The following is a 12534-nucleotide window of genomic DNA, read 5'->3' as shown; positions in this document are numbered from 1 at the left end:
TAAAGCATTTATACCAAGAGATGAAAATCATGTTTTACTAGCAGCCGATTATTCTCAAATAGAACTTCGAATTATAGCAGCCTTAAGTGAAGAAACTACCATGATTGATGCTTTTAAAAAAGGCGAAGATATTCACGCTTCTACAGCAGCAAAAGTTTTCAATGTTCCACTATCGGACGTTACTCGGGAACAAAGAAGCAATGCAAAAACTGTAAATTTCGGTATTATTTATGGTGTTTCAGCATTTGGATTAAGCAACCAAACTGATTTATCTCGCTCAGAATCGAAAGAATTAATTGACACCTATTACCAAACCTATCCGAAACTACGGAATTATATGAGCGAGTTAGTGGATTTTGCACGCGAGAAAGGATATGTACAAACCGTGCTTGGCAGAAGACGTTATTTAAAAGATATTAACTCGAGAAATGCAGTAGTACGTGGTGCTGCAGAACGTAACGCCGTTAACGCACCAATTCAAGGTAGTGCAGCTGATATTATTAAAATTGCAATGATCAATATTCACTCTAAACTCTCTGAAAGAGATTACAAAACCAAAATGCTGCTTCAAGTACATGATGAATTAGTCTTTGATGTTCCGAAAACTGAATTAACAAAAATGAAGGAACTAATTAAACATGAAATGGAAAATGCATTTACCATGGCAGTCCCATTAGATGTAGAAATAGGTGAAGGAGATGATTGGTTAGTAGCGCATTAATTTCTAAATAACGCTCAATAAGATTTAGTTAAAACTAAGCTAAAGTTGCATTTCAGCTATACGAATAAACCATTAACCTACGTTCAAGTAAGGCAATATTCCCAAACAGGGGTCTTAGTGGGTTATCATGAAAAAAGTGTTTTCCTTATTATTCTTTGTTTTCGCTATATCGTTTTCGATAAATGCGCAAAGTGATGCTACACCTATATCTGATACACAAAAAATTAAGGTTTTCCCTAATCCTGCTAGCAACGTAGTGAACATACTTGGATTAAAAAATAGTACAAAAGCAGAAATTATTATTTCCGATGCCTATGGCAATAGGGTACTTGAACATCATTGGGGCATTAAAAACAATGCGCTTAACATTCCAGTAAGCTCATTAATTTCAGGGATTTATATTGCTACAATCCGCTCACAAGAACAACAAGTTCAAACGAAATTTTATAAAAAATAAAGCCCTTCATTACCGAAGAGCTCTTAAATTTTTATTGAATTTAACTTTTACCTTTTTTCAAAAACTAATTCTCCTTCAGCATCCAAATTAGAATATCCTAAATCAGCAGCTGTTATCGTCATTATATTCCCACTAATAATAGGCGTAATACTAACATTTTGATTTTCGGCATCCACATAGGTAAGTGTTACACCATCATAAGTATAAATACTTGTTTCTGTATCCATTTCTGTCGGACATGGAATCTCAAGACCAGAATCAGAAGAATTAACTCCAATATCAAGATAGTTAGTCGCATTATTTGCCACTAAAGTCATATCTGCATTAAAAGTAAAGGAAACTATAGTACAATCATTATTTGTGAGGTAACTTAATATACTACTTCCAAACTTTGCATCATCACTCGCAGTTTGATCATTAATCTTAAGCTCGGTAGCTTCCCAAGTACCGTATATTTTACTTTGTTCTGTTTCATCACCCACATCTTCCTTATCATCCGAACAAGAAAAACTAAAAACCGTGATAGTTACTAATAAGATAAATTTTAAACGCATAATTATGTGTATTGTAGTTTGCTATTGCCAATAACGCACATTTCTATTCAATATTTTAATCAATTTAAAACAATATAACCTATTGATTATTAATTTTATATGTAATTATGGTGCAAAAATAGTATTTCTACGAATAACTTTAAACTACTGTAATTGCTAAATAAAGTTCAACTACTTCGTTTATTGTAGTTGTATCATTGAATAAATAGAACGTATATAACCTCATTTAGTAACACAAATATTTACAAATGAGAAATATAATTTTTAAAAACAATAGATTTCTGAATTACATCTACCTATTTAACCTATATTTGGCCTCCGTTTTTGAGATAATGGTGAAAAATATAGGTCAAATGGCTTCCGAAAAAAAATCAATAAATAATTCGGAAACAACCATTTGTTATTCAACTTAATAGTTGTACATTTGCAGCCCGTTTAACGGGATTGAAGTGTTTAATACAAAAAATAGAAGTAGTGGATACATTGAGCTACAAGACAGTTTCGGCCAATAGAAAGACAGTTGACAAGCAATGGTTGCTTGTTGATGCCGAAGGAGAAACTTTAGGGCGTTTGGCGTCTAAAGTCGCTAAATTACTAAGAGGAAAGCATAAACCTAGCTTTACACCGCACGTTGACTGTGGTGACAATGTGGTTATTATCAATGCCGAAAAAATCACTCTTACAGGCAATAAGTGGGATTCAAAAACCTACTCAAGATATACTGGTTACCCAGGTGGACAACGTACTACTTCTGTAAAAGAGTTGCTAGCTAAAAACCCAGAACGTATTGTTGAAAAAGCTATAAAAGGAATGTTACCTAAAAACAGATTAGGTTCAGATCTTTTTAGAAACTTAAAAGTATACGCTGGTACAGAGCACGGACAAGAAGCACAAAAACCACAGGCATTCAACCTTAAAGATTTTAAATAGATGGAGACGATTCATAAAATAGGAAGAAGAAAAAAAGCCGTTGCCCGTGTATACGTTTCTAGCGGTAAAGGCGCAATCACTGTTAATAACAGAGATTTAAACGATTATTTTAGCACTGCTACTTTACAGTATAAAGTTAAACAACCTTTTGCTTTAACTGAAAATGTAGATAGTTATGACGTTAAAGTTAATGTATTTGGTGGTGGAATCACTGGCCAGGCAGAAGCTGTAAGATTAGCTATTTCTAGAGCTTTATGCGAAATTGATCAAGAATATCGTGGTGTTTTAAAACCAGAAGGTCTTTTAACTAGAGATCCAAGAATGGTTGAACGTAAGAAATTCGGTCAGAAGAAAGCTAGAAAGAAATTCCAGTTCTCTAAACGTTAATATAATATTTATACTAAAACCTTGAACATTCAAGGTTTTAGTACTTTTTATACGATTACAATTAAAGTCTTCTCAAAGTGGGAAGTACGAAGTACTAGTAAGATTAATCAAGTTCCTTGAAAGTTGCTGCTCATAGCAGTGACAATTAAAATCCTTTTATAGCTTTCCAAAAGCTTAAGAGGTAAATTAGTTTAGCATCTAAATGTTGGAGGCTTCTTTCGCACAAGCGGATGATACCACTTCAATATTGCTAATTCAAAAGAACGTAAACTAAATTTAAAAATGGCTAAAAAAGTCGAAGTAAAAGATTTATTGGAAGCGGGTGTGCATTTTGGACACCTAACACGCAAGTGGAACCCGAACATGGCACCCTACATCTACATGGAGCGCAACGGGATTCACGTTATCAACCTTTACAAAACAACGGCAAAATTAGACGAAGCAAATGAGGCATTAGCCAAAATTGCAGCTTCTGGTCGTAAGATTCTATTTGTTGCTACTAAAAAACAAGCGAAAGACATTGTAGCTGAAAAAGTTGCTAATGTTAATATGCCTTACATTACTGAAAGATGGCCAGGTGGAATGTTAACTAATTTTGTTACTATTCGCAAAGCTGTTAAGAAAATGGCGTCAATTGACCGAATGAAAAAAGACGGTACTTTCAATACACTATCTAAAAAAGAAAGACTTCAAGTAAACCGTTTGCGTGCTAAATTGGAAAAGAACTTAGGCTCTATCTCTGATATGACACGTTTACCAGGCGCATTATTTATTGTTGATACTATGCGTGAGCACATTGCTGTTAAAGAAGCTCAAAAATTGAATATTCCAATTTTTGCAATGGTAGATACCAACTGTGACCCTAAAGAAGTAGATTATATCGTACCTGCAAATGATGATGCATCAAAATCTATTGATATTATCATGACATCTGTTACAAATGCAGTTGCTGAAGGATTAGCTGAACGCAAGTCTGAAAAAGCTGCTGAATCTTCTGCTAAAGAAGAAAAAGCACCTGCAAAAGAAGCTAAACCTGCCAAAAAAGAAGCTCCTAAAACTGAAGCTGCAAAACCTGTTGCTGAGAAAAAAGAAGAGCCAAAAAAGAAAGCTGACAAAGCTGATGATTTAACCAAAGTAGAAGGTGTGGGACCAAAAGCTGCAGAAGCATTAGTAAATGCAGGCATTGATACTTACGCTAAAATGTCTGAAGCTGATGCTGATAAGATGAAAGAAATCTTAACTGAAGCTAGTTCAAGAATGGCACATTTAGACCCAACTTCTTGGCCTAAACAAGCTAAAATGGCTGCCGATGGAAATTGGGATGAGCTTAAAGTTTGGCAAGACAATGTTAAAGGTGGAAAAGAGTAATTAATAGAATATAATATCAATTTCCACTTTTGTGGAAATGACAATAAATAAAAAATTATGGCAAAGATTACCGCCGCAGAAGTAAACAAATTAAGAAAGGCAACCGGCGCTGGAATGATGGATTGCAAAAATGCTTTGGTTGAGGCCGAAGGTGATTTTGACAAAGCAATTGAAGTACTTCGTAAGAAAGGACAAAAAGTAGCTGCAAAAAGAGCTGATAGAGATTCATCAGAAGGTGCTGCTATTTCAAAATTAAATGCTGACCAAACTGTTGGCGTTGCTATCGTATTAGGTTGCGAAACTGACTTCGTAGGAAAAAACGAAAATTTCGTTGCTCTTGCTAACCAATTGGCCGAATTAGCATTGGATTACAATTCTAAAGAAGAGTTTTTAGCTGCCGATTTTGGAGGCATGACAGTTGCTGACAAATTAGTTGAGCAAACTGGTGTTATTGGTGAGAAATTAGAAATTACTGCTTTCGAAAAATTAGAAGCACCATACGTAGGAACTTATGTTCACATCAATAAAATTGCTGCATTAGTTGGACTTTCTGCTAAAGTTGACACAGCAGAAGTTTTAGCCAAAGATGTTTCTATGCAAGTAGCCTCAATGGGTGCTACAACATTGTCTTACAAAGATTTTGACCCAGCATTTATTGCTGCAGAAACTGAGGCAAGAATTGCAGTTATTGAAAAAGATAATATTGAATTAGGTCGTTTAGGCAAAACGTTAAAAAACGTACCTCAATATATCTCTATGGCACAATTAACGGACGAAGCATTGGCTCAAGCTGAAGCAGATGCCAAAGCTCAATTACAAGCTGAAGGTAAGCCGGAGAAAATCTGGGATAAAATTCTACCAGGCAAAATGGAAAGGTTTATTTCTGACAACACCACATTAGACCAAGAACAATGTTTATTGGACCAAAACTTTATTAAAGATGAGAAAATAAATGTTGCAACATATGTTGCATCTCATGGTGATGTTCATGTTACCGGTTTTAAACGCGCCACAGTAGGTGAATAAAATTTCGATTAAAACCTAAAATATAAAAACCGCTAGAGCTATTCTCTAGCGGTTTTATACTTTTAAATAACATCATAAACTGATAATTCTATTAAAATAATTCTCCATAAAAAACGCTACCTAAACGGGTAGCGTTTAACATCAAATATTTTACATTCTTAATTTTTCAACCAAGCCTCCCTTATAACATCCTCGTTTCCTGTTAATCCTTTAATAGGAGCGATTGTTTCAACCTGCAAAGTAGCTACACCGACTTTTCCTTCCAACACCAATTCTTCACCATCGCGATCCACAACTATCTTTATATCGGTTTCTGGCGTCCATGTAAAACTTTGACCAATTATTGCACGAATAGCCTCAAGGTTAATAGGAGTATCATTAATACTCTTAATAATATCACCTCCTTTTGCGCCAATGGAATTAAAAAAACTATTCAATGTAATCCCTCTTCTAACAAAAATTATATTTTGATCTGTTGGGTCTGCATCAATAAATGGAATTTCACCATCTAAGAAATAACCTGTTTGTTGCTCAATATTCCCACTAGTTAATCCAACTTTCGCTAAATAGTCATTATAATTTATTGGAGTAGCACCTATAACATGAGTATCAAAAAAATCACGCAATTCTGGATATGTCATTGCCACAATCTCATCAATTAAATTCTCATCTTTAAAAGGCGTATTTTTACCATATTTTTTAGACAACTCCTTCATTAACCATAATACACCCCTAGCTCCTCCACTTAATTCACGTAACTGTATATCAAGTGCCATATTTATCAATGCTCCCTTTTCATACACATTAGCATAATTTTTTTCATAAGGTTGTTTTAATATGTTTTTACTCATCTCTGTAAAAGACATAGCATCATCATAGGCCTTTGCATTATTAACTTTCTCCATTAATCTGGCGTAAAACTCATTTTCATCAATCAAACCTTGTTGTATCTGAAAAAGGTTAGCAAAATACTCCGTAGTTCCTTCATACATCCAAAGGTGTTGGGACATCTTTGGATCATTAAAATCGAAATATTGTACTTCTCCAGAATGAACAGTTAAAGGAGTAACAATATGAAAAAACTCGTGCGACACAACATCTTTCATTGCCTCATCTAATGCTGGTTTAGGCATTTGTTCCGGCAAAACCACAACTGTTGAAGTATGATGTTCTAAAGCTCCAAAACCCGCTGCATCTGTACTTGCTAAGGTTGATAAGTACAATAAAATATTATATTCTTTTGTACCATCAATTTCACCTAGAAAATTCTTTTGTGCCCGCATCATTTCTTCCATTTGCGGTTTTAAACTTGCTGCTGAATACACCCCTGTAGGTGAATAAACACTTAGAGTGACAGTAATATCATTTACGGTAAATGATTCCGTATTAGGCTTAGCGTACAAAATTGGATTATCAATTACTTCAAAATACCTAGCTGCTAAAAATGTTTCTGCTTCATTATTCGCATCCGCTAAATCTTTCTTTTTTAAAGAAGTTGTAGAAACCAAACCACTTGGCTTTTTTACCAATAACTCATAAGGGAGCTCTTTGTAGCCCTCAAAATAACCCACAAATCCGTGCAGGTTTAACATAAAATTTTCTCCTTTCAGAATATTGGTTCCCGCAGGCGAAAAAACCGCATCCTTTACCTCTGGTTCCGTATCATATGTATCATTTACAAAATACTCAACCCTGTCCAAGCCTTTTGCGTTTGAAATATTCCAAGTATTCTCATCCACCTTAACAAATGGCAATTCCATTCCTTTTCCATCCAAAGCTTTAAAACCTTCAATATATTGACCATAATTATCCGTACTATACGTGCCCGGAACTGTCTTAGGAATATAAAAAGTGACTAATTCTTGATTTAAATCTCCGGGATTCATTGTCACCATCACTTTATCATCAACTACATTTACCAAATCTATAGTGGTATGAATATTAGATATTTTAGCTGATGTACTATTCTTTGAAGCACCACAACCATATAGAAATAAAATAAGAGAAGCTAAAATTGAAACTTTTTTCATGTAAAAAATGTTAGGGTATATTTTGAATTAAACGGTTAGAATTAAAACCTAAGGTGATTAAAAAAAATACAATAAGAACTAATTTGGAATACTTAATTTATACAACGCTTAAACTCATTTTAATAAATATAGTTAAACGTATTAATTTGTATTCAAACCAATATCTTGAATTACAGGGCACAAGATTATTAAATTTAATTAACCTAGTAACTCATTTTAAGAAATAATTAGTCCTTAAAATCGAACGAAAAACTGAATTTGAGCCTAACTTTTTTTGATTATTTTTGTCTGACTATAAAAAAGTAAAATGCCATACAAAAGAATACTCCTTAAACTTAGTGGTGAAGCACTAATGGGAGAACGTCAATACGGTATAGATCCTAACAGACTTGCTGAATACGCTCAAGAAATTAAAGAAGTTGTAGAAAAAGGAATTGAAGTCGCTATCGTAATTGGCGGTGGTAATATTTTCCGAGGCTTATCTGGCGCAAGCCAAGGCATGGATCGGGTTCAAGGAGACCACATGGGAATGCTCGCTACAGTAATAAATGGACTGGCATTACAAAGTGCATTAGAAGTACAAGGTGTACAAACTAGACTACAATCTGCAATTCAAATAAATGAAGTTGCAGAACCTTTTATCCGACGCCGAGCTATGCGTCACTTAGAAAAAGGACGTGTTGTTATTTTTGGAGGTGGAACTGGAAATCCATACTTTACTACCGATTCTGCTGCAGTCCTCAGAGCCATTGAAATTGAAGCTGATGTAATTTTAAAAGGAACAAGAGTTGATGGCATTTACACTTCTGACCCGGAAAAAGATAAAACCGCTACTAAATTTGATACAATATCCTTTAAAGATGTTCTCACAAAAGGACTTAAAGTTATGGATACAACTGCCTTTACATTAAGTCAGGAAAATGAATTACCTATTGTTGTATTTGACATGAATACTAAAGGCAATTTAATTAAATTAGTATCTGGTGAAAACATTGGCACAGTTGTAGATATCTAATATTTTATAACCTGACACCGCTTAGATCTACTTATTTTTGAAACGCATTTATTATGAACGAAGAGATTAAATTTTTATTAGACGCTACTAAAGAAAGCATGGATGCGGCTATTACGCATTTAGAAAGAGCTTTCATGAAAATTCGTGCAGGTAAAGCAAGTCCTGCCATGTTATCTTCTGTAAAGGTTGATTATTATGGCTCTCCTACCCCATTGGCTCAAGTAGCAAACATTAACACACCCGATGGCCGTACAATCTCAGTACAACCATGGGAGAAAAATATGTTGCAAGAAATCGAAAAGGCTATTATGAATGCTAATCTCGGTTTCAACCCGATGAACAATGGTGATTTTATTATCATTAATGTTCCACCATTAACTGAAGAGCGCAGACGTGATTTGGCAAAACAAGCCAAAGCTGAAGCTGAAGATGCTAAAGTTAGTGTTCGTACCGCCAGACAAGATGCCAACAAAGAAATTCGTGATTTAGATGCTTCTGAAGATTTACAAAAGAATGCTGAAGTTGACATTCAGAATTTAACAGATACGTACACAAAAAAAATTGATGCCTTTTTAGTGGTAAAAGAAGCTGAAATAATGAAGGTTTAATAATTAAATATTTAGATACTACTAAAATTAATTTAGCAAAGTATTACATTTAAAAAAAGTTTAAATATCATTTTCAAATTAAATTAAAGCGACTATAACAGTCGCTTTTTATTTTAGGAACACTCCGCACCATTCTTTACCTTTGCGGCGGACAACTACTTACTTATGGCAGGCAGAATAATGCAAGGTTTTTGGGCTAAGACAGCTAATATAATTCTTCGAAATAGAATATTAATGCTTCTGCTAATTGGCGGAATAACATTCTTTTTAGCTTTGCAATGGGAGAATATGCGATTTAGCAACTCTCAAGCCAATCTCTTACCGGATGACCATCCTGTTAATGTTGTTTATCGCGATTTTTTAAATCAATTTGGAGAGGAAGGAAATGCCATTGTTTTGGGTATAAATGACTCAGCTTTATTTAACCCAGAAAACTTTAATCGTTGGAATAAATTAAGCAAACAATTACAAGCTTTTCCTGAAATTGATTTTGTTATTTCTATCGACAATCTTCAAGAACTTGTTAAAGAGAAAGATGCTTTTACAATGAAGCCTCTTATAACATCCGAAATAAAATCGCAGCAAACTTTAGACAGTATTACAAATCATTTATTTAATGATTTACCTTTTTATGAAGATTTACTATACAACAAAGAAACGAGAACAATAAGAACTGTCGCAAATCTTGACAAAGATATTGTGAACACCTCTGTACGTAAAGACTTCATATTAGAAGACTTAAATAATTTAGTTAAGAAATTTGAGGACGAAACAGGCCTAAATGTTCACGTTTCAGGCATGCCTTACATTAGAACAATGAACTCGCAAAACATCATCGATGAAATATACAAGTTCATATTAGCAGCTCTATTAGTAACTTCTTTAATATTCTTTTTCTTTTTTAGAAGCATTCGAGCTACATTTATTTCGATGAGCGTAGTAATCGTAGGGGTAATGTGGGCCTTTGGAATTCTCGGCTTATTACAATATGAAATCACTGTTCTTACCGCTTTAATACCACCATTAATAATAGTAATAGGAATACCGAACTGCGTTTTCCTGATTAATAAATACCAACAAGAAGTAAAAAAACATGGTAATCAGGCACTTTCACTACAAAGAGTTATTTCTAAAATAGGGAATGCAACCCTAATGACTAACGTTACCACGGCTTCTGGCTTTGCTACTTTTATTATTACCGATAGCAAGTTGCTTGCGGAATTTGGTATCGTTGCATCAATAAATATACTGTGTATTTTTCTCCTGTCTTTACTGATTATTCCGATTGTCTATAGCTATATGTCTTTGCCAAAAACGAAGCACTTAAAACATCTGAACAAAAAATGGATTGACACCTTTGTTAACTGGATGGAAGACATAGTGCGTAACAAGCGCATTGCGGTTTATATATCATCAATTGTATTATTAGTGCTTAGCATAATAGGTATTTACCAAATTGATATTTCAGGTAGTATCATTGAAGATATGCCCAAGAAAACAGAATTTTTTGCAGACATTCGTTTTTTTGAAAAAGAATTTGATGGTATTATGCCAGTTGAAATTGTGATTGATACTAAACGCCCAAATGGCGTAATGAAACCCGCTACATTAAAAAGAATGGATCGCTTAGGAAATGTGATTGAGGAAATTCCCGAATTATCCAAACCTGTTTCCGTCGTTAATTTAGTAAAATACTCAAAACAAGCCTTTTATAAAGGCATTCCTAAGTATTACCAGCTTCCAACTTCTCAAGAGAATAATTTTATCATGGATGCCGCTAGAAAATCTAGTGGTAATGCCAATCTATTAGCGAATTTCGTGGATAGCACAGGCCAAACGGCACGAATGACCACATTTATGCGCGATGTAAAAACTGAACGCATGGAAGATATTGAAGCTCGACTTCAAGAAAATATTGAAAAAATATTTCCCTCAGAGCGCTATTCGGTTTATATGACGGGTGGTGCATTACTCTTTTTAAAAGGCACAAAATATCTCGTTAAAAATTTAGTATTATCATTAGCACTTGCCATTGGTCTAATAGCCTTATTTATGGCATATTTGTTCCGATCATTTAGAATGATAATCATCTCTCTAATACCAAACCTATTACCGCTAATTATAACAGCAGGCATTATGGGCTTTGTTGGAGTACCTATTAAACCTTCTACAATATTAGTATTTAGTATTGCTTTTGGCATTTCCGTTGATGACACCATACACTTTCTCGCTAAATACAGACAAGAATTAATAGTAAATCAATGGCGAATTAAAAAATCTGTTTATGCCGCTTTACGAGAAACCGGTGTTAGTATGTTCTACACGTCAATAGTTCTTTTCTTTGGTTTTTCCGTATTTGTTATTTCAAATTTTGGTGGAACCGTTGCTTTAGGTTCACTAGTATCTGCAACTTTATTATTTGCGATGTTAGCGAATTTAATTCTGTTACCATCTTTACTTTTATCCTTAGAAAGAAGTATTGCCAACAAAGAAGTTTTCAAAAAACCGCAAATCAACATCTTACCAAAAGAAGAGCCAGTACTTAACGAATACGACGAAGAAGAATAAGCTCGTATTTACAGTCATTCTGTTCGAATATTTTTAGTCAAAAGGCTATCTTTGAGAATTAATTCAAGACGCATTTTTTCATGAAATCTATTAGTATAAAGGAAATTCTTTCAACTGAACCAAAACATCAAGAAGTCACCGTAAACGGATGGGTTAAGACTTTTAGAAGCAATCGTTTTGTTGCGTTAAATGACGGATCTACAATTCACAACATACAATGCGTTGTTGATTTTGAGCAATTTGACGAAGAACTTTTAAAACAAATAGCTACTGGAGCAGCTCTTAGAATAACAGGAACATTAGTAGAAAGTCAAGGAAAAGGACAAAATGTAGAAATACAAGCAAATAGTATTTTTTTACATGGATCTGCTGATCCTGAAACATATCCAATTCAGCCTAAAAAGCACTCCATGGAATTCTTGCGCGAAAAAGCGCATTTAAGAGTTCGCACTAATACTTTTTCTGCTGTTATGCGAGTACGTTCAGCTTTAGCATTTGCAGTACATAAATATTTTACTGATAATGGATTCTATTACTTTCATGCTCCAATAATAACAGGGTCAGATGCTGAAGGAGCTGGGGAAATGTTTAGAGTAACTACTTTAGATGGTAAAAACCCACCTTTAGATGAAAATGGTGCTGTAAACCATAAAGAAGATTTTTTTGGCAAAGAAACTAATCTAACGGTTTCTGGTCAGTTAGAAGCGGAAGCTTATGCGATGGGGCTCGGTAAAGTATACACTTTTGGACCTACTTTTAGAGCTGAAAACTCGAACACTTCTAGACATTTAGCCGAATTTTGGATGATTGAACCAGAAATGGCCTTCTTTGATTTAGATGCAAACATGGACCTTGCTGAAGATTTCATTA

12 protein-coding genes are annotated in these 12534 nt (G+C 34.3%); 10 read left to right on the top strand and 2 right to left on the bottom strand.

What is annotated here, in order from left to right; all coding sequences use genetic code 11:
* Together ABJF52_RS08205 and ABJF52_RS08200 are read left to right on the top strand one after the other, a co-directional pair.
* On the top strand, positions 1 to 721 hold a 721-nt coding region (locus ABJF52_RS08205), incomplete at its 5' end, for a DNA polymerase (RefSeq protein ID WP_348148942.1).
* Positions 722 to 848: 127 nt separating this feature from the next.
* A complete protein-coding gene (locus ABJF52_RS08200; protein ID WP_348148941.1) occupies positions 849 to 1178 on the top strand; it encodes a T9SS type A sorting domain-containing protein in 330 nt (109 codons plus the stop codon).
* 47 nt (positions 1179 to 1225) lie between these two features.
* Here the strand turns inward: ABJF52_RS08200 and ABJF52_RS08195 are convergent, their stop codons facing one another.
* Positions 1226 to 1732 (bottom strand): hypothetical protein, encoded by a 507-nt coding sequence (locus tag ABJF52_RS08195; RefSeq protein ID WP_348148940.1) that lies wholly within the window; start codon positions 1730 to 1732, stop codon positions 1226 to 1228.
* 474 nt (positions 1733 to 2206) lie between these two features.
* Between ABJF52_RS08195 and rplM the strand changes: the two genes are divergently transcribed.
* The 4 genes from rplM (at position 2207) to tsf (ending at position 5443) form a co-directional block, all read left to right on the top strand.
* Positions 2207 to 2662 (top strand): 50S ribosomal protein L13, encoded by a 456-nt coding sequence (rplM, locus tag ABJF52_RS08190; RefSeq protein ID WP_348148939.1) that lies wholly within the window; start codon positions 2207 to 2209, stop codon positions 2660 to 2662.
* Positions 2663 to 3049 (top strand): 30S ribosomal protein S9, encoded by a 387-nt coding sequence (rpsI, locus tag ABJF52_RS08185; protein ID WP_348148938.1) that lies wholly within the window; start codon positions 2663 to 2665, stop codon positions 3047 to 3049.
* Positions 3050 to 3331: 282 nt separating this feature from the next.
* Positions 3332 to 4417 (top strand): 30S ribosomal protein S2, encoded by a 1086-nt coding sequence (gene rpsB / locus ABJF52_RS08180; protein WP_348148936.1) that lies wholly within the window; start codon positions 3332 to 3334, stop codon positions 4415 to 4417.
* Between the two features lie 57 nt (positions 4418 to 4474).
* Complete coding sequence (gene tsf, locus ABJF52_RS08175; RefSeq protein WP_348148934.1) at positions 4475 to 5443, top strand: translation elongation factor Ts; 969 nt, start codon at positions 4475 to 4477, stop codon at positions 5441 to 5443.
* Between the two features lie 158 nt (positions 5444 to 5601).
* Here tsf and ABJF52_RS08170 read toward each other — a convergent pair whose 3' ends face one another.
* Positions 5602 to 7473, bottom strand: a complete 1872-nt coding sequence (locus tag ABJF52_RS08170; protein WP_348148932.1) for a peptidase M61 — start codon at positions 7471 to 7473, stop codon at positions 5602 to 5604.
* A gap of 307 nt (positions 7474 to 7780) precedes the next feature.
* Here ABJF52_RS08170 and pyrH point away from each other — a divergent pair, with 307 nt between their 5' ends.
* The 4 genes from pyrH to ABJF52_RS08150 form a co-directional block, all read left to right on the top strand.
* The gene (gene pyrH / locus ABJF52_RS08165; RefSeq protein WP_348148930.1) at positions 7781 to 8488 is read left to right on the top strand and encodes a UMP kinase; all 708 of its coding nucleotides are present in this window, start codon (positions 7781 to 7783) and stop codon (positions 8486 to 8488) included.
* A gap of 53 nt (positions 8489 to 8541) precedes the next feature.
* Positions 8542 to 9096 carry a ribosome recycling factor gene (gene frr, locus ABJF52_RS08160; RefSeq protein ID WP_348148928.1) on the top strand — a complete coding sequence of 185 codons (555 nt, stop codon included), beginning with the start codon at positions 8542 to 8544 and terminating at the stop codon, positions 9094 to 9096.
* Positions 9097 to 9261: 165 nt separating this feature from the next.
* Complete coding sequence (locus tag ABJF52_RS08155; RefSeq protein WP_348148926.1) at positions 9262 to 11664, top strand: MMPL family transporter; 2403 nt, start codon at positions 9262 to 9264, stop codon at positions 11662 to 11664.
* Positions 11665 to 11744: 80 nt separating this feature from the next.
* Positions 11745 to 12534, top strand: a 790-nt coding sequence (locus ABJF52_RS08150) for an amino acid--tRNA ligase-related protein (RefSeq protein ID WP_348148924.1), incomplete at its 3' end; no start/stop codon positions are given.

The sequence above is a fragment of the Aurantibacter sp. genome (assembly GCF_039941195.1).
Classification (GTDB): domain Bacteria; phylum Bacteroidota; class Bacteroidia; order Flavobacteriales; family Flavobacteriaceae; genus Aurantibacter_A.
Note: the sequence above shows the minus strand (reverse complement) of the source record. Positions and strands in the feature narration are given on the sequence as shown.